This is a genomic window from Streptomyces sp. NPDC036813 (assembly GCF_055609245.1).
The window spans coordinates 213882-236277 of sequence record NZ_JBVJPV010000014.1 but is presented as its reverse complement, the minus strand read 5'-3'; the positions used below and the strand labels follow the sequence as shown (position 1 = coordinate 236277).

Genomic DNA, 22396 nt, shown 5'->3' with positions numbered 1-22396 from the left:
GGCCTGCGGGTGATTCCCCCCATGGTCTCCGCAACGGTCCCGGCTGGCCATGAGACGCGGGTCACCATTCAGGCGACGGTCTCAGGATGCGGGATCTCCGGAACCGCTGGGACTACCCCGGCGGCATGCCCGTCTGGCCCTGCAGCCGCTCCAGGTCGGAGGAGCGGACCTGGATGGCGACGACGGCGATCAGCGCGGCGAGGGCGGTGAAGATCGCGGCGACGACGAACGCGGCGGACACGCCCGAGGTGAGGACCTCGTCGGAGAAGGGCTTGGGCAGGACCCCGGTGCGCTGGAAGCGCAGCCGCTCCAGCGGGGTGGCCTGGGCGAGGAAGCGCGGGATCTGTTTGCGCGCCTCGTCGGTGCTGGCCGTGCCGAAGGTGGTGACGAGGATGGACAGACCGAGCGAGCCGCCGACCTGCTGGGTGGCGTTCAGCAGCCCGGAGGCCGCGCCCGTCTCCCGGGGCGACACGTTGGACAGGGCCATCAGGGTCAGCGAAACGAACTCCATGCCCATGCCGAGGCTGAAGACGAGCATCGGGCCGAGGATGCTGCCCGCGTACGTGGAGTGCACGTCGGTCAGCGTGAGCCAGGCAAGGCCCGCCGCCGCGAGGACTGCGCCGGTCACCATGAACGGCTTGGGCCCGAAGCGTGGCAGGAACCGCGAGGCCAGCCCGGCGCCGATCGCGATGACCGCGCTGACCGGCAGGAAGGCGAGCCCGGCGCGCAGCGGGCTGAAGCCCAGCACGTCCTGCACGAACAGGGTGAGGAAGAAGAACATCCCGAAGATCGCCGCGGCCAGGCAGAGCATGATGCCGTAGGTGCCGGCCCGGTTGCGGTCGGCGAACATGTGCAGCGGCGTGATCGGCTGCTTGGAGCGCCGCTCGATCAGCACGAACAGCGCCAGGACGACGACCGCGGCGGCGAACGAGGCCAGCGTCAGCGCGTCCCTCCAGCCCTCCTGCGCGGCCCGGATGAACCCGTAGACCAGCAGCACCATGCCCGCGGTGGAGGTCAGCGCTCCGGCGATGTCGAAGTGGCCGGGGTGGCGTTCGGACTCCCGGATGAAGCGGGGCGTGGCGAGCACGATGAGCACGCCGATGGGCACGTTGACGAACAGCACCCAGCGCCAGTTCAGCCACTCCACGAGGATGCCGCCCATCAGCAGTCCGATCGCGCCGCCGCCGGCGGAGACCGCGGCGAACACGCCGAAGGCCCGGTTGCGCTCGGGTCCCTCCTTGAAGGTCGTGCTGACCAGGGACAGCGCGGTCGGGGAGGCGATCGCCCCGCCGACGCCCTGCAGCGCGCGGGCAGCGAGCAGTTCGCCGGGGTTCTGGGCGAGGCCGCCGAGCAGGGAGGCGACGGCGAAGAGGGCGACGCCGAACATGAAGACGCGCCGTCTGCCGAGGATGTCGCCGGTGCGTCCGCCGAGCAGCAGCAGACCGCCGAAGGTGAGGGTGTAGGCGTTGACCACCCAGGCGAGGCTGGTGGTGGAGAAGTCCAGCGCGCTCTGGATGTGCGGCAGGGCGATGTTCACGATGGTGATGTCGAGGACCACCATCAGCTGACAGGAGGCGATGACCAGCAGGGCCATCGCGTTGCCGCCGCCGCCCCGCCGGTCGGTGGCGGGCTGCGTCGCGGAGATCGGTTGTGGGCTGGTGCTCATGATCCACCCCAGGGTGCCGGGTCCGTCGTAGACGCTACGCCCGCCCGTGCGGGGTCACCACTCGGCCGGACGTGTCGCGTCAGGCGGTGACACCGGCGGTACGCAGGGTGGCCTGGCCCGGCTGCGCCACCGGCACGGTGAGCACATGCGCCTGGCGGGCGGGCAGGTCGACGTACAGGCCGGCGTCGGCCAGTTCGTCGCCGTCGCGGTCGTACGACTGCCGGGTGAGCAGGTCCGTCAGACGGTGGCCGGTGCCCCGCAGGTCGTCCCAGGGCAGGCGGACGCGGCCCTGGGCGGGGTGGTCGGAGTGGTTGACGACGACCAGGTGGCGCGTGTCCCGTGCGGTCCAGCTCCACGCGAGCAGGGCACGGTGGGTGTCGTTGTCGGGCCACCCGGTGGTCTCCAGCAGGCGCCAGTCGCCCCGGCGTACCGCGGCCGCGACCGGTAGCAGGCGGTCGTGGAAGGCGCGCAGGTCCTCGTCGGGCGGCTCCGCGGGGCGGCGGGCGAGGAAGACGGGCAGCCTCGTGCGGCGGCCCTCGAACTGGCCCTCGTGCCACAGCGTCGCACCGGGCAGGGTGGCGACCGCGACGGCCGCCGCGCGTTCCCGGTCGCCGGGCAGGAGCGCGGCGGCGCGTGGTTCGTCGTGGTTCTCCAGGAACCGGACGAGCCCGCGCTGGTAGGCGGGCCCCGCGCGCAGATGGGCGCGGACGGCGTCGGCGTCCTCGTGGACGAGGCGGTCGTAGAGCCGCTTGTCGTAGGCGAGGTCGAAGCCCTGCTGCTGGAGGAGGTACTCCATGTCCCAGTAGGCCTCGGCGACGAAGAGCATCGCCGGGTGGCGGGCGCGCACGCGCGGGATCACGTACGGCCAGAAGTCCTCGGCCGGCACGGCTCCGGCCCGTTCGCCCCAGGTGCGGGCGAACACCTCGTTGGTCATGAGCATCGCCATGTCGCAGCGCACGCCGTCCGCCTGGTCGCCGATCGCGATCAGCGTCTCGACGGCCGCGTCCCGCAGCTCGGCGCTGAACGCGTTCAGCTGGACGACGTCCGGCCAGGGAGGGAAGTAGGGGTCGCGGCCGCGGGCGTAGACGCGTCCGGCGGCCTGAAGGTAGGCGTCCGGGGCGTGGGCGAGGTCGTCGGGGGTGCCCTGGATCAGGCAGCCGGGGCGGTCGGCGGTCCAGGGGTGGTCGGGGGCGACGTGGTTGGGGACGTGGTCGAGGAGCAGCTTCAGGCCGCGCGCGGCGAGCTGGGCGCGGGCCTCGGCCAGTGCGCCGGGGCCGCCGAGTCGCGCGTCGACGGTGTAGTCGCGCACGCAGTAGGGGGAGCCGGCGATGTCCGCCTCGGTGAGGTCGGGCAGGGCGGCGCGGAAGGATGCGCGCAGGCCGGGATCGCGCAGGGCGAGGCCGAGCCCCGCCGGGCTGCGCTGCCACACGCCCATCAGCCACACGGTGTCGACGCCGGGCCGGGCGACGGTGTCCCATGCCTCGCCGGGCACGTCGCCCAGGGTGACCGGGCGGCCGTACCGCTCGCTCAGCTCGCCCAGCCACACCAGGGTGTTGATCTCGTACACGACCGTCATGCGAGCGGCTCCTCGGTCCCCAGGGAGTCCCGGCCACCGCGGTGCCACGCGTCGGCGCCGATGGTGCGGAACAGGGTCGCGGTGGCCGCGACGAGTCCGGTCCAGCCGGTCTGATGGGCGGCGCCGAGGCCGGCTCCGGTGTCGCCGTGGAAGTACTCGTAGAACAGGATGAGGTCCTTGAAGTGCGGGTCCTTGGCGTACACGGCCTGGGTGCCGTGGACGGGGCGGTGGCCGTCGGCGTCGGGCAGGAAGGTGGCGGTGAGCCGGTCGGAGACCTCCCGGGCGACCTCGTAGAGGGTGAGGTGCCGGCCGGAGCCGGTCGGGCACTCCACGGTGAACTCGGGTCCGTGGTAGGCGTGCAGGTTCAACAGCGCGCGGATGATCAGGACGTTGACCGGGAACCACACCGGGCCGCGCCAGTTGGAGTTGCCGCCGAACATGCCCGAGTCGGACTCGGCGGGCAGATAGCCGACGCCGTACCGCACGCCGTGCACCTCGAAGGTGTAGGGGTGCTCGGCGTGGTACCGGGACAGCGAGCGGATGCCGTAGGGGCCGAGGAACTCGTCCTCGTCGAGCATGCGGGACAGGATGCGGCGCAGCCGGTCCTCGCCGAACAGGGCGAACAGGTAGCGGCCGTCCGCGTTGGGGTCGGCGGTGACGTGCCGGTCGACGAAGGCTTCGACGGCGGGATGCCGTTCGATGAACTCCTTGGCCCCTTGTACGAGTTCGGGGAAGCGGCGGTCGGCGCGGCCACCGATGACGCTGGTCGCGGCGAGCGGGATCAGACCGACCAGGGAACGCACCTTCAGCGGGGTCGCGCGGCCGTCGGGCATGCGCAGCACGTCGTAGAAGAAGCCGTCGTCCTCGTCCCAGAGGCTCGCGTTGTCGCGGCCCATGCGGTTCATGGCGACGGCGATCCACGCGAAGTGCTCGAAGAGCATCTGCGCCTGCTCGACGTACACGGGATTGTCGACGGCGAGTTCGATGGCGATCTCCAGCAGGTTCTGGCAGTACAGCGCCATCCAGGCGGTGCCGTCGGCCTGGTCCAGGTGACCGCCGGTCGGGAGCGGGGCGCTGCGGTCGAAGACACCGATGTTGTCCAGGCCCAGGAAGCCGCCCTGGAAAACGTTGTTGCCGTCGACGTCCTTGCGGTTGAGCCACCAGGTGAAGTTCTTCATCAGCTTCTGGAAGGCGTTCTCCAGGAAGGCGCGGTCGCCGCGGCCGGTGCGGTGCTTGTCGAGTTCGTGGACGAAGAGCACGGCCCAGGCGTGCACGGGCGGGTTGACGTCGCCGAAGTTCCATTCGTAGGCGGGAATCTGGCCGTTGGGGTGCAGATAGAGGCGGCGCAGCAGCAACTCCAGCTGGTCCTTGGCGAAGTGGGTGTCGACCATGGCCAGGGCGACGGCGTGGAAGGCGAGGTCCCAGGCGGCGAACCAGGGGTACTCCCAGGTGTCCGGCATCGAGATGACGGCGTCGTTGACCATGTGGTACCAGCCGCTGTTGCGGACACGGGGGTCGACGGCGAGCGGATCGACGCCGTGCTCGGCGAGCCAGCGTTCCACGTCGAGGTAGTAGTACTGCTTGCTCCAGAGCATCCCGGCGAGCGCCTGGCGGACCATGCGCCGCTCCTCTTCCCCCATCCCGTCGGGGGTGAGGGCGGCGTAGAAGGCGTCGGCCTCGGTGCGGCGGGTGTCCATGACCTCGGTGAAGTCCCGCCAGGGGTCGGCGAGTTCGGCGTCGCTCAGGCGGAGTCTCACGGTGGCGCTGTCCCCGCCGGGGACGGTGAGGACGTGGTGTACGGCCGCCTTGGTGCCGGTCCTCTGCGGGTTGACGGCACCGCTCTCGCCGTGGACGACGTACCGGTCGATGCCGTCCTTGACGTAGTCAGCGGTGTCGGCGCTGCCGAAGACGCGCTCGTTGTCGGTCTCGTTGCCGGTGAAGAGGGTCTCGGCGGCTGGGTCGTGGTGGAGCCTGCGGGTGCCGAGTTCGTCGTGGTCGGCGCGGATCGCGTGCCCGGTCTGCCGCAGGACCGGCTCGGCCGTGCCGCCCGCCCAGGACCAGGTGTGGCGGAACCACAGCGTCGGCAGCAGGTGCAGGGTGGCCTCGTCGGGGCCGCGGTTGTACGCCGTGATCTCGACGAGCAGGTCTTCGGGGCCGGCCTTGGCGTACTCGACGACCACGTCGAAGTAGCGGTCCTCGTCGAAGATCCCGGTGTCCAGCAGTTCGTACTCGGGTTCGCCGCGGCCGCGGGCGCGGTTCACCTCGACGAGGTCGCTGTAGGGGAACGCGCCCTGCGGGTACTTGTAGAGGTACTTCATGTAGGAGTGCGTGGGCGTGTTGTCGAGGTGGTAGTAGCACTCCTTGACGTCCTCGCCGTGGTTGCCCTCGGCGTTGGTCAGGCCGAACAGGCGCTCCTTGAGGATGGGGTCGCGGCCGTTCCACAGGGCGAGCGCGAGGCACAGGCGCTGTTTGTCGTCGCTGACGCCGGCGATGCCGTCCTCACCCCAGCGGTAGGCGCGGGAGCGGGCCTGGTCGTGGGTGAAGTACGACCAGGCGTCGCCGTCGGCGCTGTAGTCCTCGCGGACGGTGCCCCACTGCCGTTCACTCAGGTACGGGCCCCATCGCCGCCAGGGCACCTGCCCGGCGTCGGCCTCGGCGAGCCGCCGGCGTTCGGGGTCCGGCACATCGGTGGTCATGGCATCGTCCTCCCGCGAGCCCGGCGCACTCCCCCAGACTCGGGCATCCCGGACGGCCCCGCAATCACTGCGGAGCGGACCGGTCACGCTCCGGGACCACGCTTCCGGGTTGGGACGGCGGCACGGCCGCGCCGGGGCCGGCCGTCAGCCGGCGTCCCCCGTGCGGTGGCCCTGGACCGCGGCACGGCTCGTGGCCAGGTGGTGCAGGACCAGGGACTCGACCCGGCCGACGTCGCGGTCGGCGATGGCCTGGTAGAGGGTCTCGTGTTCCTCCGCGATGCCGAGGAGGTCGTCGTGCTGGCCCAGCAGCCAGCGCACCCGGCTGCGCATCACGCGTTCCAGCTCGCTCAGCAGCTCGTTGGCGGCCAGCCAGATCACCGTCTGGTGGAAGTCGGCCGCGGCGCGGCGCGCCCCCACGGCGTCGCCGGCACGAGCCGCCCGCAGTTCACGGTCGAGGTCCGCGCGCAGCCGCTGCAACCCCTCGCGGGTGTGGCGCTGCGCGGCCAGGCGGAAGGCCAGAGTCTCCAGGACGCCGCGCACCTCGTCGAGGTCGGCCAGGTCGGAAGGGGTGAACTCGCGGACCACCGCCCAGCTGCGCGGCCGCGGCGTGACCAGGCCCTCGGCGACGAGCGTCTTGAGGGCGTCGCGGACGGGCAGCCGGCTCACGCCCAGGGACTCGGCGAGCTCACGCTCGACCAGCCGGCTGCCCGGCTTGCGCACCCCGTCGAGAATCTCGTCCCGCAGCTGCCTGGTCACGCGCTCCGACTCGGGCGTGAACCCCTCTGACCCCGTCATGGTCGTCCTTCTCTCGTCACGTCCCCGGCGGCCCGCCGGCGCTGTGCGGGTGCCGGGGGCCGTGGGACCAAGCCACAGTGACCTTAGCCCGTGACGAGGACGGGGCGAGCGGGGGTCAGCAGGCCGTGGGCGGCCAGTTGGCGATGAGCTTGGGCCGCGGGCGGGCGTAGGTGCGCACCTTGGACGTGCTCAGCCCCAGGCGGACCAGTGACTCGGCGACGGTGACGGCCGCCGCCACCCCGTCGACGACGGGGACCCCGGTGCGTTCCACGACGCGCTCGGCGAGGCCGGCCATGCCGCCGCAGCCCAGGCAGATCACCTCCGCCCGGTCGTGTGCGACGGCGTACGCGGCCTGCTCGACGATGGCGTCCAGGGCCACCTTCTCGTCCTCCTCCAGGTCCAGCACGGCGAGCCCGCTGGCCCGCACGGAGGCGCAGCGCGCGCTCAGCCCGGCCGCGTGCAGCCGCTCCTCGATGAGTGGGACCGTGCGGTCGAGGGTGGTGACGACGGAGTAGCTGCGTCCGAGGAACTGGGCAGTGCTCGCGGCCGCCTCGGTGATGTCGACGACGGGCACGTCGAGCAGCTCCTGCAGTCCCTCCCGGCCGTGCTCGCCGTATCCGGCCTGGATGACGGCGTCGTAGGGCCCCTCGTAGGCGCGCACGGTCTCCATCACGGCGACGGCGGCGAGGTAGCTCTCGTAGTTGCCCTCGACGGACTCGGCACCGAACGCCGGGGTCAGCGGGACGATCTCGGTGCCGGGCGAGGCCGCGCCGGCCGCCGTCCGGCCGATGGCGTCGGTGATGGACTGCGTGGTGTTGACGTTGACGACGAGGATGCGCATGGGTCGGCTTTCTCGGTGGCGTGACTGACTCGGCCCGGTCGGGCTCACTCGGCGGCGACGGCGATGGCCTCGCCGTCGACGTCCCGGACGAGGACGGACCGGTCGGAGATGACGGCGTACACGGCGGCGGCGAGGAGCGCGCCGATGAACCACGAGAATCCGGCCGCGGCGTGGAAGAAGGGCACCAGGGCGACGGTGACCGCGATCGCGGCGCTTGGCAGGAAGGCGGCGACGGCACGCGGGTTGTAGCCCCGCCGGTAGTGGTAGTCGCCGGCGGCGTCCTCGGTGTACAGGTCGGGCACGTTCACCCGTGAGCGGCGCAGCAGCCAGTAGTCGGCCATGACGACGCCGAAGAGGGGGCCGAGGAGCGCGCCGAGGCCGCCGAGGAAGTAGTTGACGACGATCGGGCTGTTGTAGAGGTTCCAGGGCGTGATGACCAGGCCGAGGACCGCGCTGACCAGACCGGCCTTGCGGAAGTCGAGGCTGCGCGGGAAGAGGTTGACCAGGGCGTAGATCGGTGCGACGAAGTTGGCCAGCAGGTTGACCGCCACGGTCAGGGCGATCAGGGCGAGGGAGGCGACGGCCAGCAGGGCCATGTTCGGGATGGTCCGCACGATGTCCGTGGGACTGCTGATGACGTGCCCGTCGAGCTTGAACTGGGCTCCGCTGAGGATGGAGACGATCGCGGCGAAGAAGAGCATGTTCACCGGGATGCCGATGACGTTGCCGCGCACGATGGCGCCGCGGCTGCGGGCTGAGCGGGTGAAGTCACAGAAGTTCAGCACGAACGTGCCGTAGATGACCACCCACAGCGCGGCGGCCTGGAGGACCTGGAGCCACATCGCGCCACCGCTGAGCGGGTCCCCGTCGGAGAGCGAGATCGATCCGCCGGCGCGGAAGAACATCCAGGCGGCGAGGGCGCACATGGTGATCAGGGTGGTGGGGGCCGCGAACGCCATGTAGCGGCGGATCATCTGCATGCCGTAGCTGACGATGAGGACCTGCAGACCCCACAGCGCCAGGAAGGTGATCCAGCCGAGGGTGGACTGGCCGAGCAGGGAGTCGTCGTCCAGCCGGCCGAGGCCGGGGAACATCGCGACGAGCAGGGTGCCGAGGACGGACGAGGCGAGGTAGGTCTGGATGCCGAACCAGGCGATGGCGACCAGCCCGCGCACACCTGCCGGGATCTTCGCGCCGTGGATGCCGAAGGCGATGCGGCTCATGACCGGGAAGGGCACGCCGGTCTTGTGCCCCATGAAGCCGGACAGGGTGAGCAGCAGGAACAGCAGCAGGGAGGCGAGCGCGAAGGCGGCCAGGATGCCCCACACGTTCAGGCCGAGCGCGAACAGCCCGATGGCGAAGGCGTAGTTGCCGAGACTGTGCACGTCGTTGGCCCACAGGGTGAAGACGTTGTAGGCGCCCCAGCGGCGCCCTTCCTTCTTCGTGGGGGCGAGATCGTACGTGTAGAGACCAGGGCTGGGAGTGCTGCTGGTCTCCACGGACGACCGGTTGTCCAGCGCGGTCATACGGGACTCCGGGAGGGGGAGGGGGGAACTGTCAGAGGTTTCCACAAAGTGGAAGATAACTTCCGCGCGAATGAACGTAGTTTTCGCCGAAGACCACCGTCAAGGGATGAGGCAGAACTCATCAAAACGGTTTTCAGCGGGTGAAAAAGGGCAGCGCGAATCAGCCCGTGCGGAAGGCCCACACGGAATGATTCGCGCTGCGGTGTACTTTTTTGACGTACCGTCAGACAGGTCGGCCGGCGCGGACGACGTGTGCCGGGCGGGTGAGGAGCGTCAGATCGGCCAGCGGGTCGCCGGCCAGCAGGACGGCGTCGCCCGCGAAGCCGGGGGCCAGCCTGCCGACGGCGCGCTCGAGCCCCAGCAGCCGGGCCGCGTTCGTCGTCGCCGTGCGGATGGCGTCCAGGGGCGTGAGACCCGCGCTGTGCATCAGCACGACCTCGCCGCCGACGGGGTCGACCACACCACCGGAGGAGTCGGTGCCGGCGGCCAGCGGGACACCGAGCGTGTGCGCGGTCCGTACGGCCTCCTTCAGCACGGGCAGGAACGTGCGGCCCCGCTCGTCGAGCACCGGGTTCGGATCGCCCACCATGCCCGCGACGGCGGTGAGGGTGGGCGTGAAGTACGTCCCGCGGCGCGCCATGTCGTGCAGCGTGCGTTCGGCGACGAACACCCCGTGCTCCAGCGAGCGGATGCCGGCGCGGACCGCGTCGTCGCAGCCCTTGGCGCTGTAGCTGTGGCAGAGCACTCCCCTGCCGCCGCGCCGCGCGGCCGCAACGACCTCGGCGAGCTGCTCGTAGGAGTAGACCTGGGTGAGCGGGTCCTGTTCGGGCAGTCCGGCGCGCTCGTTGACCCGGGTCTTGATCACGTCGGCGCCGCGGGCGAGGTTGACCTCGACGACGCGCCGAAGCGCCTCGGCGGACCGCACACCGTTCGTCAGCTCGGTCAGGGGCGCCAACTCGGGGTCGGCGAGCACCGACTCGCCGAGGTCGGGGGTGACGAAGACGCCCGCGGCGGCGAGCCGCGGCGCCCGGGTGGGCAGCCGGCGGGCGAGTTCGCGGACGGCGATGTCCTGGAAGAAAGGTGGTGGAGCCGCTGCGGGCACTGGTGGCGCCGTGTGTGAGTGCGGCGCGCGCCTCGGTGACGGTCTGGAGGTGGATGTGGGCGTCGACCAGGCCGGGCAGCACCCAGTGACCGTGCGCGTCGAGCTGCGGGAGGCCGGCGGGGACGGGTCCCGTGCCGCGGCGCCCGGCCCACCGCACCGTGCCGCCGCGGATCACGACGACGGCGTCCTCGGTGACTTCACCGGTGGCCGGGTCCAGCAGTGTGCCGCCCTCGATGACCAGGTCACCGGCGGCGTCGGACTCCGGCCGGCCCGCCGGGCGGGCAGCCGCCTCGGGGGCCGCACCGGCGAGGAGGGTGGCCGTCCCGGCGAGTGCCGCGGCACCCGCGAGGACACCTCGCCGGGTGAGCCTGCTGGGGGGCGGGGGGACGGACTCCAGACACATGGGTGACTCCTGAGACCTGGGCGGGAGTTCAACAGGTCTCCGTTTTGTATACCAAAATTCGACCGCACCACAAGGGTTCTTGTCCGACAGCACAGGAGCGTCCGAGATTTGGTATCCAATTTTCTCCGCCGGGACGAGCACCTCCGTTCAGCGCGCAGGGCGCGTCAGCGTGGCCGTGAACTTGTAGCGGGAGCCGCGGTAGACCGAGCGGACCCACTCCACCGGCCTGCCCTCCGCGTCACGGGAGTGGCGGGACAGCAGCAGCATGGGCAGGCCGACGTCCGTACCGAGCAGCCCGGCCTCGCGCGGGGTCGCCAGCGAGGTCTCGATCGTCTCGTCGGCCTCCGCGAGCCGTACGCCGTACTGCTCGGCGAGGGCCGTGTAGAGGGAGGTGTACTTCGCCAGGTTGCGGCGCAGCCCCGGGAAGCGGCGGTCCGGCAGATGGGTCGCCTCGATCGCCATCGGCTCACCGCTCGCCAGCCGCAGCCGCTCCACTCGCAGGACGCGTTCACCGGTCGCGACGTCGAGCAGTCCGGCCAGCGCTGCGTCGGCGCTGACGTATCCGATGTCCAGCACCCGGGAGGCCGGGCGCATGCCCTGGGCCTCCATGTCCTCGGTGTAGGAGGTCAGATCCAGCGTCCGGGACACCTTCGGACGGGCGACGAAGGTGCCCTTGCCCTGGACCCGGTCCAGCCTGCCCTCGCCGACCAGTTCCTGAAGGGCCTTGCGGACGGTGGTGCGGGACGTGCGGAAGTCCAGGGCGAGCAGCCGCTCCGCCGGCATGGGCGCGCCGGGCGGCCGCGCCTCGGTCATCTCCAGCAGTCTCTTCTTGATCCGGTAGTACTTGGGCACCCGTGCGACACGTCCGGGCCCGCCCCGTCGCTCCCCCTGGGCACTGCTGACGTCGGTACTCATGACCCGCCTTTCCCGGCTCCGGCGCCCGATACGGCCGACGGCAGCGGGCCGCTCGGCGGTTCTCCGTTATAGCGACGGATCCGGTACTTGGTCTAGTCCAACCCCCGCAGCACCAGACGACGATGCGGCCGGTGACGTTCCGGTCACGACGGACATCACCTCCTTGAACACCCCTTGACAGCCCCATAGGTCTAGGCCAAGCTCGCGGTGCTGGTCTACACCATTGGGGCCAGGTTCCCCAGCCCACCGTGCAGGAGCGCCGTTTTCCGCAGGTCACCGCCGAGGGCGTGGGTGAGAGGTATTCCTTAGGAGGGGTGGCGTGAAGCGCAAGCTGGTTGCCGCGATCGGTATCGCGGGCATGATGATGTCCATCGCGGCGTGCGGGGGCGACAGCGACAACGGCAAGGACGCCGGGCAGGACAGCTCCAAGGGCCAGACGCTGGTCGTGTGGACGATGGACGGCTCGGCCCCGGCCCAGTGGACCAAGGACGTGCAGGCGGCGTTCGAGGCGAAGACCGGCGCCAAGGTCAAGTTCGAGATCCAGAAGTGGGACGGGATCCAGCAGAAGATCACCACCGCTCTGTCGGAGTCCACCCCGCCGGACGTGATCGAGGTCGGCAACACCCAGACCCCGGCCTACGCCGCCACCGGCGGTCTCGCCGAACTCGGCGACCTGAAGCAGGAGATCGGCGCCGACTGGACTCCGTCCGTGTCCGCCTCCTCCGTGTACGAGGGCAAGCAGTACGCCGCCCCCTGGTACTTCGCGAACCGCATCGTCATCTACAACAAGAAGATCTGGGCGCAGGCCGGCATCAAGGACACCCCCAAGACGCGGGACGAGTTCTTCAAGGACCTGGAGACCATCGGCAAGAAGACCGACGCCGAGCCGATCTACATGCCCGGCCAGAACTGGTACTTCCTCGACGGCCTGATCATCGGTCAGGGCGCCGACCTGGTGAAGAAGGACGGCGACAAGTACGTCTCCAACCTCGGCGACCCGAAGGTCTCCGCGGCCATGGAGATCTACAAGAAGTACGCCTCCTACTCCAAGGCCCCCAAGGACAAGGACGAGGCCACCCCGCAGCAGGCCGAGGTCTTCGCCAAGGGCAAGACCGGCGCGTTCATCGGCATGGGCTGGGAGGCCGGCACCGCCGTCACGGCCAACAAGGCCATCGAGAAGGACCTCGGCTACTTCACCATCCCCGGCGCCAGCGCCGGCAAGCCCGAGAGCGTCTTCCTCGGCGGCTCCAACTTCGCGGTCGCCGCGGGCAGCAAGAAGCAGTCGCTGGCCAAGGAGTTCCTGAAGGTCGCCCTGTCGGACAAGTTCGAGGGCGAGCTGGCCAAGCTCAACGGCATCGTGCCGAACAAGCAGTCGCTGCAGAGCAACCTGCAGGGCAACGCCGTCGCCGAGGCCGCCGCCCCGGCCGCCGCGGCCGGTGGCACCACGCCGCTGATCCCGGAGTGGGCCGCGGTGGAGAACACGCCGAACCCGATCAAGAGCTACATGACGGCGGTTCTGAACGGCAAGGCGCCCGCGGACGCGGCCAAGGACGTCGAGTCCGAGATCAACAAGCGTCTGGCACAGAAGAACTGACGGATGGTGACGGGGGCGGCCACCGCGCCGCCCCCGGTTCCACTTGTGTTGCTCGTACGGCCACGGAAGAGACGGCAAGCCATGCCAGTGCAGACCGAAGGCACGGACACGGCCGGGGGGCCCGGTGTCCGCAAGGTCCAGGCTCCCTCGCCCCCGCGTGACGGGACACGCGCCACCACCGCGCCCGCACGCGGCCGACGGAAGGCCGCCCCCTATCTGCTCCTGCTGCCCGCGCTGCTCGCCACCCTGATCCTGCTCGGCGTGCCCCTGGTGAAGAACGGCATGCTGTCGTTCCAGAACCTCAACCCGCGCCAGCTGATCCTCCACCTGACCGAGTGGAACGGCATCGACAACTACCGTGCCGTGCTCACCGGTTCGGACTTCTGGCGGGTCGTCAAACGCTCCGTGCTGTTCACACTCGCCAACGTCGCGCTGATCATGCTGCTGGGCACCCTGACCGGCCTGCTGCTCGCCCGGCTCGGCAGGAAGATGCGGCTGCTGCTCCTGCTCGGCCTGGTGCTCGCCTGGGCGATGCCCGTCATCGCCGCGACCACCGTCTACCAGTGGCTGTTCGCCCAGCGCTTCGGGGTCGTCAACTGGGTGCTGGACAAGCTCGGCTGGCACACGATGGCCGACTACAACTGGCTCGGCACGCAGTTCTCCACGTTCTCCGTGATCACGCTGCTGATCGTGTGGCAGTCCATCCCGTTCGTGGCGATCAACCTCTACGCCGCCACGACCACCATCCCGCGCGAGCTGTACGAGGCGGCCTCCCTGGACGGCGCCGGCTCCTGGAAGAGCTTCACCTCGGTGACGTTCCCCTTCCTGCGGCCGTTCCTGTACTCCACGACGTTCCTCGAGGTCATCTGGGTCTTCAAGGCGTTCCCGCAGGTCTTCGCCATGAACGAGGGCGGCCCGGACCGGCTCACCGAGACCCTGCCGGTCTACGCGTTCGTCGAGGGCGTCGGCAACCAGCACTTCGGCATGGGCGCCGCCATCTCGTTCCTGACCGTCCTGGTCCTGCTCGCCCTCACCTCGTACTACCTGCGCATGGTGCTCAAGCAAGAGGAGGACGAGCTGTGAAGCGCTCGATCTTCGGCCGGATCTGGCCCAACGCGACCGCCGTCATCCTCTTCGTGGCCTTCGCGTTCCCCGTCTACTGGATGCTCGCCACGGCCCTGAAACCGACCGGCGACATCATCGCCGAGGACCCGGTGTGGTTCCCCACCGACGTCACGTTCGCGCACTTCGACAAGGCGGTGCACGCCGACCACTTCTGGACGCTGGTGCGCAACTCCGTCACCGTGACCGTGCTCGCGGTGCTGATGTCGCTGGTGATCGCGCTGTTCGCGTCGTTCGCCCTCGCGCGGATGCGCTTCAAGGGGCGCGGGGTGTTCGTCGTGACCTTCATGCTGGCGCAGATGGCGCCCTGGGAGGTCATGATCATCGCGAACTACATGCTGGTCCGCGACAGCGACATGCTCGACAGCCTCGTGCCGCTGACCGTCTTCTACATGATGATGGTGCTGCCGTTCACGATCCTGACGCTGCGCGGCTATGTGGCCGCCGTGCCCAAGGAGCTGGAGGAGTCCGCGATGGTCGACGGCTGCACCCGCGCCCAGGCCTTCGTCAAGGTGATCTTCCCCCTCCTCGCCCCCGGCCTGATGGCCACCTCGCTGTTCGGCTTCATCACCGCCTGGAACGAGTTCCCGCTGGTCCTGATCCTCAACAAGAGCATCGAGAAGCAGACGCTCCCGCTGTGGATCTCCCAGTTCCGTACCGCCTTCGGTGACGACTGGGGCGCCACGATGGCCGCCTCGACACTGTTCGCCCTCCCGATCCTGGTCCTCTTCGTCTTCCTGCAGCGCAAGGCCGTCAGCGGCCTCACCGACGGCGCCGTGAAGGGATAACGCCCGATGACGACATTCACCAGCACCGCGTCCGGCAGCGGATCCGCCGCGGGCGACGCCCTCACCCGGGACGCGCTCGCCGTGCTGCAGCCGGGCTTCGCCGGCACGACCGCTCCGGACTGGGTGCGCCGCCGGCTCGGCGAGGGCCTGGTCTCCGTCGGTCTGTTCGGCCGTAACGTCACCACCGCCGGGCAAGTCGCCGAGCTGACCGCGCAGCTGCGGGCGGAACGGGACGACGTGCTGGTCGCGATCGACGAGGAGAGCGGCGACGTCACCCGCCTGGAGGTGCACACCGGCTCCTCCTTCCCCGGCAACAACGCTCTCGGCGCCGTCGACGACACCGAACTGACCCGGCGCGTGGCCCGCGAGCTGGGCCGCCGGCTCGCCGCGTGCGGCGTCACGTTCAACTGGGCGCCGTCCGCCGACGTCAACGCCAACCCCGACAACCCGGTGATCGGCGTGCGCTCCTTCGGCGCCGATCCCGACCTGGTGTCCCGGCACACCGCGGCCTATGTGGAGGGCCTGCAGTCGGTGGGCATCGCGGCCTGCACCAAGCACTTCCCCGGCCACGGCGACACCGGTGTCGACTCCCACCTCGCCCTGCCGCGCATCGACGTCGGCAGGGACACGCTGCACGCCCGGGAACTGGCGCCCTTCCGGGCGGCGATCGCGGCCGGCACGCGCGCGGTGATGAGCGCCCACATCCTGGTGCCCGCCCTCGACCCGGAGCACCCGGCCACCCTCTCCCGCCCCGTCCTGACCGACCTGCTGCGCGGCGAACTCGGCTACCAGGGCCTGATCGTCACGGACGGCATGGAGATGCGCGCCATCTCGGGGACGTACGGCATCGAGCGGGGTACCGTCCTGGCCCTCGCGGCGGGCGCGGACGCGATCTGTGTCGGCGGCGGGCTGTGCGACGAGGACATCGTGCTGCGGCTGCGGGACGCGCTGGTCGCCGCCGTGCGCTCCGGCGAGCTGCCCGAGGAGCGGCTGGCCGACGCGGCCGCCCGGGTGCGGGAGCTGGCCGGATGGACCGCGAAGGCGGCCCGCGAGGCGGACCCGGGCGAGGCGTCCGACGGGGAGATCGGCCTCACCGCCGCCCGCCGCGCGGTGACCGTGACGCGGGGTCCGGCCGATACGGGCCCGGTGACCGAGCCGGTGTACGTGGCGACGTTCAGCCCGACGCCCAACATCGCCGTCGGCGACGAGACACCGTGGGGCGTGGGCGCCGAGCTGACCCGCCTGCTGCCGGGCACCGCGACCGGTGTGTTCACCGGTGACGGCGCGGGCGAGGCGGCGCTCGCCGCGGCACGGGGCCGGCGGCCGGTGGCCGTGGTGCGCGACGAGCACCGGCACGCGTGGATGGGGTCCGCCCTGGACACCCTGCTCGCCGCCCGCCCCGACACGATCGTGGTGGAGATGGGCGTCGCCCAGGCGGCCCCGCGCGGCGCCGTTCACCTCGCCACCCACGGCGCGGCCCGGGTGTGCGCGATCGCGGCGGCGGAACGGATCACCGGGGCCTGACCGCCCCGCCCCGTTTCCCGGGGCGGGGCGGCCGGCCACGGCCCGCCCCGAAAGCACGGCCGTACGGCGGCGGAGCGCTCAGACCGCCGCCGTACGGCCGTCCGGTGCGCCCGCTCGGACCGTTCGGTCGTCCGGTGCGCTCGCGCGGTGGATCGGCGCGTCGGTCGCCGTCAGCGGGACCCCCGTGCCGCCGCGGCGCTCGGCGACGATCTCCGCGGCGATGGACAGCGCGGTCTCCTCGGGCGTACGCGCGCCGAGGTCGAGGCCGATCGGGGAGCGCAGCCGGGCCAGCTCCCGCTCGCTCAGCCCCGCCTCCCGCAGTCGCTCGGTCCGGTCCTCGTGGGTGCGGCGCGAGCCCATCGCCCCGACGAAGGCGACCGGCATCCGCAGCGCCACGGTCAGCAGCGGTACGTCGAAGCGGGCGTCGTGGGTGAGCACGCACAGCACCGTGCGCCTGTCGGTGCGGGTGGACTGCAGATAGCGGTGCGGCCAGTCCACGACGATCTCGTCGGCGTCGGGGAACCGGGCCGCGGTGGCGAAGACCGGGCGGGCGTCGCACACGGTGACGTGGTAGCCGAGGAACTTCCCGACCCTGACCAGGGCGGCGGCGAAGTCGACCGCGCCGAAGACGATCATCCGGGGCGGCGGCACGGTCGACTCGACGAGCAGGGTGAGCCCGCCCGGGCAGTGCGTACCGTCCTCGGCGAGCTCGACGGTGCCGGTCTGCCCGGCCTCCAGCAGGGCGTGGGCCTGGGCGGCCGCCGTACGGTCCAGGTCCGGGTGGCCGCCGAGGGTGCCGCGGGCCGTGCCGTCGCCGTGGACCAGCAGGGCGTGGCCGAGCAGCGCGGCCGGGCCGCGGGCGACCCGGGCCAGGGCGACCGGCTCGCCGCGTCCGGCGGCGGCGAGCGCCGGCCCCAGCACCGCTCGGCCCGCGTCGTGCGCGCGGACCGGGGTGACCAGGACGTCGATCACGCCGCCGCAGGTCAGCCCGACCGCGAAGGCGTCCTCGTCGTTGTAGCCGAAGCGTTCGAGGACGCTTCGGCCGTCGGCCAGCGCCTGCACGCACAGCTCGTACACCGCGCCTTCGACGCAGCCGCCGGAGACCGACCCGATCACGGTGCCCTCGCCGTCGACCGCCAGCGCGGCGCCCGGGCCGCGCGGGGCGCTGCCGCCGACGGCGACGACCGTGGCGACGGCGAAGTCGCGGCCCTCCTCGGCCCAGCGGTGCAGCTCGGCGGCGATGTCAAGCACGCGGCCCCGCTCCCCGGATGACGCGGTCGGGCCGGATCGGCAGATGGCGTTGGCGCACACCGGTGGCGTGCCAGACGGCGTTGGCGACCGCGGCGGCTGCTCCGACGATGCCGATCTCACCGACGCCGCGGATGCCGATGGGGTCGTCCGGGTCGACGTCCTCGATCCAGTCGGCCTCGATCAGGGGAACGTCGGCGTGGGTGGCGACGTGGTAGCCGGCGAGGTCCGCACCGACGACCCCGCCGGAGGCCCGGTCGCGGGCGGCCTCCTCGTGCAGGGCCATGGACAGGCCCCAGATCATGCCGCCGACGAGCTGGTTGCGTGCGGTGAGCGGGTTGACGATCCGGCCCGCGGAGAAGATTCCGAGCATGCGCCGCACGCGCACCTCGCCGGTGGTGACGTCCACGGCGACCTCCGCGAACTGGGCGCCGAAGGAGTGGCGTTCACTGGGCGCGAGGGTGCCGACGGCGTCGGTGGTGTCGGCGCGCACGGTGATGCCCTCCGGCGGGACGCCGGTGCCGAGGGCGAGCCGTTCGCGCAGTTCGGCGGCCGCCGCGGTGACCGCCCACGCCCAGGAACGGGTGCCCATGGACCCGCCGGCGATCCACGCCCGCCCGAGGTCGCTGTCGCCGATGAGCACCCTGACCCGGTCCGGCGTCGCCTCGAGCGCGTCGGCGGCGACCAGGGTCAGCGCGGTACGGGCGCCGGTGCCGATGTCGGCGGCGTTGACCCGCACGGTGAAGGTGCCGTCGGCCTCGGCGGTCACGGCCGCCGTGGAGGGGGCCGACCCGGCCGGGAAGGAGGCGGCCGCCGTGCCGGTGCCGAGCAGCCAGCGTCCCTCGCGGCGCAGGCCTGGGCGCGGGTCGCGGTCGGCCCAGCCGAACCGGCGGGCGCCCTCGCGGAAGCAGTCGACCAGATGGCGGCTAGCGAACGGCAGCCCGGACACGGGTCCGGCCTCGGGTTCGTTGCGCACCCGCAACTCGACGGGGTCGAGGCCCAGTTGCTCGGCGAGCTCGTCGAACGCCGACTCCAGTGCGAACGACCCGGGTGCCTCGCCGGGGGCGCGCATCCAGGTCGGGGTCGGCACGTCGAGCCGTACGATCCGGTTGGCCGTGTGGTGGGCGTCGGCGTCGTACATCACCCGGGACGGTGTGGCGCCGGGCTCGACGAACTCGTGCACCGTCGAGGTGACGCTGAGGCAGCTGTGCTCCAGGGCGCGCAGCCGCCCGTCGGCGCCGGCGCCGAGCCGGACCCGCTGCCGGGTAGGGCTGCGGTAGCCGGCCAGGGAGAACATCTGACGCCTGGTCAGGACGACGCGGACGGGACGGTGGAGCGCGGTGGCGGCGAGCGCGGCGGCCACCTGGTGGGCGCGCACGCCCTTGCTGCCGAAGCCGCCGCCGACATGCTCGGAGCGGACGTGCACCGAGGCGGGGTCGAGGGAGAAGAGCAGCGCGAGTTCGTGCGCGACCCACATGGTGCCCTGGTTGGAGTCGACGACCTCCAGCCGTCCTTCGTCCCAGTGGGCGGTCGCCGCGTGCGGCTCCATCATGGCGTGGTGCTCTTCGGGGGTGGTGTACTCGGCGTCCACGACCGCGTCGGATGCCGCGAGTTCGGCCGCGAGGTCGCCCTTCTCGGCGGGCGTGTGCGCTTCCGGGCCGTAGGCGTCCGTGCCCGCGTGCGCGAAGTCGACGTCGTGCGGCTGCTGTTCGTACGTCACGACGAGTGCTTCGGCGGCCTCCCTGGCCTGCTCGGAGGTCTCGGCGACGACGAGCGCGACCGGCCAGCCCAGGTGGGGCACACGGTCGTGCTGGAAGAGCGCGGAGGTCCGGTCCGGGGTGCCGAGCAGGCCGGTGTACTCGGTGTCCAGGCGCGGGGCGTTGCCGTGGTGCAGGACGGCGAGCACACCGGGCATCGCCAGTACGGGGTCGGTGTCGATCGACGTGATACGGCCCCGTGCGACGGCCGACGTGACCAGCCAGCCGTGGGCGAGGTCGGTGAAGGGGATCTCGCCGGCGTAGCGGGCGGCGCCGGTGACCTTGGCGCGGCCCTCGACGCGGGTGTGGGCGGTGCCGACGGACCGCGGGGTGGTGGCGGGGGTTGTCGTGGTCATCGGGCGGCCTCCTCGGCGAGTTCGGCGAGCACCGCCACCACGAGGTTGCGCATGAGGGTCACCTTGTATCCGTTGTCGGGCAGCGGGGTGGCCGCGGCCAGTTCGGCGTCGGCGGCCGCGGCGAAGGCGTCGGCGCCGGCGGCTGCGCCGGTCAGCGCTCGTTCGGCGGTGCGGGCCCGCCAGGGCCGGGAGGCGACGGCGCCGAGGGCGATGCGTACGTCGTGCACGACGCCGTCGCGGACGTCGAGCGCGGCGGCGATCGAGCCGATGGCGAAGGCGTACGAGGCCCGTTCACGCACCTTGCGGTAGCGGGAGCGGGCGGCGACCGGCGCGGGCGGCAGGGTGACGGCGGTGATCAGCGCGCCGGGCGGCAGGGCGGTCTCGCGGTGCGGGGTGTCGCCGACGGGCAGGTAGAAGTCGGCGAGCGGGATCTCGCCCGGTCCGTCAGCGGTGGTGTAGGACACGACGGCGTCGAAGGCGGCCAGGGCCACGGCCATGTCCGAGGGGTGAACGGCGACGCAGTGCTCGGAGGCGCCCAGGACGGCGTGGTTGCGGTGTTCACCGGTGCGGGCGGGACAGCCGCTGCCGGGGAGACGCTTGTTGCAGGGCTGGGTGACGTCGGTGAAGTAGGCGCAGCGGGTGCGCTGGAGGAGGTTCCCGCCGACCGTCGCCATGTTGCGCAGTTGCCCGGAGGCGCCGGCCAGCACGGCCTGGGCGAGGGCCGGGTAGCGGCGGCGCACGTCGGGGTGGGCGGCGAGGTCGCTGTTGGTGACGGTGGCGCCGATGCGCAGGCCGCCCTCGGGCGTCGACTCGACGTCGTCCAGGGGGAGTTCGCGGATGTCGACGAGGCGGCCGGGGCGTTCGACACCGCTCTTCATCAGGTCGACGAGGTTGGTGCCGCCGCCGAGGTAGCGGGCGTCGGGGTCGGTGCCGAGCAGGGCGACGGCGCCGGCGACGTCCCCGGCGCGCTGGTAGCCGAACTCCTTCATGCCGCCGCCTCCTCGTCACCGGTGGACTGCTCCTGCGCGGCGCGGGTGATCGCCTGGACGATCGAGACGTAGGCGGCACAGCGGCACAGGTTGCCGCTCATCCGCTCGCGGATCTCCTCGGGCGTGAGCGGTGGCGGTCCCGCCTCGGGTCGTACGTCGTCGGTGGCGGCGCTGGGCCAGCCGCGGGCATGCTCGTCGATCATCGCGACGGCGGAACAGATCTGGCCGGGGGTGCAGTAGCCGCACTGGTAGCCGTCGAGGTCGAGGAAGGCCTGCTGCACCGGGTGCAGGTGCTCGCCGTCGGCCAGCCCCTCGATCGTGGTGATCTCCCGGTCCTGGGCCGCCACCGCGAGTTGCAGGCAGGCCACGGTGCGCCGCCCGTCGACCAGGACGGTGCAGGCGCCGCACTGTCCCTGGTCGCAGCCCTTCTTCGTGCCGGTGAGATCGAGGCGCTCGCGCAGGGCGTCCAGGAGGGTGGTGCGGTGGTCGACGGTCAGCGTGTGCTTCTCGCCGTTGATGTGCAGGGTGACGTCGCTGTGGGTGGGCGACGGGGCTGTGGCCATGGTCAGCCTTCTTTCACGAAGAGCAGGCGGAGGCCTCGCCGGGGAGGGGGCGGAGTCCTTCCCGGGAAGCGGTTTCCGTGGGAGCAGGCAAGGAGCTTCGGAACGGGCTGGGAGCGTCGGTGCAGGTCGCGAGCGGCGGCAGGAGGGCGATCGACGGGAGCGGGCTGAGGAGACGTCGGTGCAGGCAGGCGCTATGGTGACGGTGGCACTAACCGGACAGCTGTCCACTGGACCGTCCGAACCTAACGGACAGCTGTCCGGTTAGCAAGGCCGGGTTCGCGCCCCGGACCCGTGAGGAGGACCAGTGCAGCCGAAGAAGGAGGCGCCCGGCGCGCCCCGCCGCTCCGACGCCCAGCGCAACCGCGAGCGCATCCTGGAGGTCGCCCTGGCCGAACTCACCCGCGACGCGGACGCCCCGCTGAGCCGGATCGCCAAGGAGGCAGGCGTCGGACAGGGCACCTTCTACCGCAACTTCCCGAGCCGGGAGGCACTCGTCCTGGAGGTCTACCGGCACGAGATGCGGCAGGTCGCCGACAGCGCGGACGAGCTGCTGCGCGAGCACCCCCCTGAGCGGGCCCTGCGCGTCTGGATGGACCATCTGGCCCGGTTCGCGATGACCAAGGCGGGCCTCGCGGACGCCCTGCGCCAGGCCACCAGCGCGCCGGGCGCCCCGCAGAAGCCGGCTCCCACCGCCGTGGCCGAGGCGGCCGAGCGCCTGCTGCGCGCCAACGAGCGGGCCGGCACCATCCGCCCCGGCGTGAGTGCGGAGGACTTTCTGCTCGCCATCGCCGGGCTGTGGCAGGTGGGCCCCCGCGAGGACAGCCAGGCCCGCGCCTCCCGCCTGCTGGATCTCGTCATGGACGGACTGCGTTCCGGGGCCCCCGGTACGCCTGTGCTAGGCTGAATGCGTTGCAGTTTTGGTACCCATGACTTTG

Annotated in this window: 16 protein-coding genes and 1 pseudogene; 5 read left to right on the top strand and 12 right to left on the bottom strand. The window is 71.7% G+C overall.

Translation table 11 applies throughout. From position 1 onward, the window contains the following. Positions 1 to 112 precede the first annotated feature (112 nt). The 8 genes and pseudogenes from ACZ67Q_RS27895 to ACZ67Q_RS27860 form a co-directional block, all read right to left on the bottom strand. Positions 113 to 1666 (bottom strand): MFS transporter, encoded by a 1554-nt coding sequence (locus ACZ67Q_RS27895; RefSeq protein WP_471187411.1) that lies wholly within the window; start codon positions 1664 to 1666, stop codon positions 113 to 115. A 79-nt stretch (positions 1667 to 1745) separates the two neighbouring features. Beyond that, the gene (locus tag ACZ67Q_RS27890; protein ID WP_471187408.1) at positions 1746 to 3242 is read right to left on the bottom strand and encodes an alpha-amylase; all 1497 of its coding nucleotides are present in this window, start codon (positions 3240 to 3242) and stop codon (positions 1746 to 1748) included. Next, the gene (locus ACZ67Q_RS27885) at positions 3239 to 5938 is read right to left on the bottom strand and encodes an MGH1-like glycoside hydrolase domain-containing protein (RefSeq protein ID WP_471187405.1); all 2700 of its coding nucleotides are present in this window, start codon (positions 5936 to 5938) and stop codon (positions 3239 to 3241) included. The genes ACZ67Q_RS27890 and ACZ67Q_RS27885 overlap by 4 nt, the downstream gene beginning before the upstream one ends. 144 nt (positions 5939 to 6082) lie before the next feature. Beyond that, on the bottom strand, positions 6083 to 6733 hold the full coding sequence (locus ACZ67Q_RS27880; RefSeq protein WP_471187402.1) for a GntR family transcriptional regulator: 651 nt from the start codon (positions 6731 to 6733) through the stop codon (positions 6083 to 6085). Positions 6734 to 6848: 115 nt separating this feature from the next. Further along, positions 6849 to 7574, bottom strand: a complete 726-nt coding sequence (locus ACZ67Q_RS27875) for an aspartate/glutamate racemase family protein (RefSeq protein WP_471187400.1) — start codon at positions 7572 to 7574, stop codon at positions 6849 to 6851. 44 nt (positions 7575 to 7618) lie between these two features. Next, complete coding sequence (locus tag ACZ67Q_RS27870; protein WP_471187394.1) at positions 7619 to 9100, bottom strand: NCS1 family nucleobase:cation symporter-1; 1482 nt, start codon at positions 9098 to 9100, stop codon at positions 7619 to 7621. 223 nt (positions 9101 to 9323) lie between these two features. After that, positions 9324 to 10605 (bottom strand): annotated as a pseudogene (locus ACZ67Q_RS27865) (amidohydrolase family protein). 147 nt (positions 10606 to 10752) lie between these two features. Next, positions 10753 to 11520, bottom strand: a complete 768-nt coding sequence (locus ACZ67Q_RS27860) for a GntR family transcriptional regulator (protein ID WP_471187391.1) — start codon at positions 11518 to 11520, stop codon at positions 10753 to 10755. Between the two features lie 319 nt (positions 11521 to 11839). On the opposite strand from ACZ67Q_RS27860, the gene ACZ67Q_RS27855 reads away from it, so the two are divergent. From ACZ67Q_RS27855 to ACZ67Q_RS27840, 4 genes are all read left to right on the top strand, one after another. Continuing rightward, positions 11840 to 13114 carry an extracellular solute-binding protein gene (locus ACZ67Q_RS27855; RefSeq protein ID WP_471187388.1) on the top strand — a complete coding sequence of 425 codons (1275 nt, stop codon included), beginning with the start codon at positions 11840 to 11842 and terminating at the stop codon, positions 13112 to 13114. Between the two features lie 81 nt (positions 13115 to 13195). Next, the gene (locus tag ACZ67Q_RS27850; protein ID WP_471187385.1) at positions 13196 to 14197 is read left to right on the top strand and encodes a carbohydrate ABC transporter permease; all 1002 of its coding nucleotides are present in this window, start codon (positions 13196 to 13198) and stop codon (positions 14195 to 14197) included. Next, the gene (locus ACZ67Q_RS27845) at positions 14194 to 15024 is read left to right on the top strand and encodes a carbohydrate ABC transporter permease (RefSeq protein ID WP_471187382.1); all 831 of its coding nucleotides are present in this window, start codon (positions 14194 to 14196) and stop codon (positions 15022 to 15024) included. The genes ACZ67Q_RS27850 and ACZ67Q_RS27845 overlap by 4 nt, the downstream gene beginning before the upstream one ends. Before the next feature lie 6 nt (positions 15025 to 15030). After that, positions 15031 to 16548, top strand: coding sequence for a glycoside hydrolase family 3 protein (locus tag ACZ67Q_RS27840; protein WP_471187379.1), 1518 nt, complete (start codon positions 15031 to 15033; stop codon positions 16546 to 16548). Positions 16549 to 16626: 78 nt separating this feature from the next. On the opposite strand, the gene ACZ67Q_RS27835 is transcribed toward ACZ67Q_RS27840, so the two are convergent. From ACZ67Q_RS27835 to ACZ67Q_RS27820, 4 genes are read right to left on the bottom strand one after another with little or no spacing between them, the layout of a single operon-like run. Further along, a complete protein-coding gene (locus ACZ67Q_RS27835) occupies positions 16627 to 17799 on the bottom strand; it encodes an XdhC family protein (RefSeq protein ID WP_471187376.1) in 1173 nt (390 codons plus the stop codon). Further along, positions 17792 to 19909, bottom strand: coding sequence for a xanthine dehydrogenase family protein molybdopterin-binding subunit (locus ACZ67Q_RS27830; RefSeq protein WP_471187373.1), 2118 nt, complete (start codon positions 19907 to 19909; stop codon positions 17792 to 17794). The genes ACZ67Q_RS27835 and ACZ67Q_RS27830 overlap by 8 nt, the downstream gene beginning before the upstream one ends. After that, positions 19906 to 20898, bottom strand: a complete 993-nt coding sequence (locus tag ACZ67Q_RS27825; RefSeq protein ID WP_471187370.1) for an FAD binding domain-containing protein — start codon at positions 20896 to 20898, stop codon at positions 19906 to 19908. The genes ACZ67Q_RS27830 and ACZ67Q_RS27825 overlap by 4 nt, the downstream gene beginning before the upstream one ends. Then, positions 20895 to 21461 carry a (2Fe-2S)-binding protein gene (locus ACZ67Q_RS27820; protein WP_471187367.1) on the bottom strand — a complete coding sequence of 189 codons (567 nt, stop codon included), beginning with the start codon at positions 21459 to 21461 and terminating at the stop codon, positions 20895 to 20897. The genes ACZ67Q_RS27825 and ACZ67Q_RS27820 overlap by 4 nt, the downstream gene beginning before the upstream one ends. Before the next feature lie 304 nt (positions 21462 to 21765). On the opposite strand from ACZ67Q_RS27820, the gene ACZ67Q_RS27815 reads away from it, so the two are divergent. Beyond that, complete coding sequence (locus ACZ67Q_RS27815; RefSeq protein WP_471187364.1) at positions 21766 to 22365, top strand: TetR/AcrR family transcriptional regulator; 600 nt, start codon at positions 21766 to 21768, stop codon at positions 22363 to 22365. The last annotated feature ends 31 nt before the right edge of the window (positions 22366 to 22396 follow it).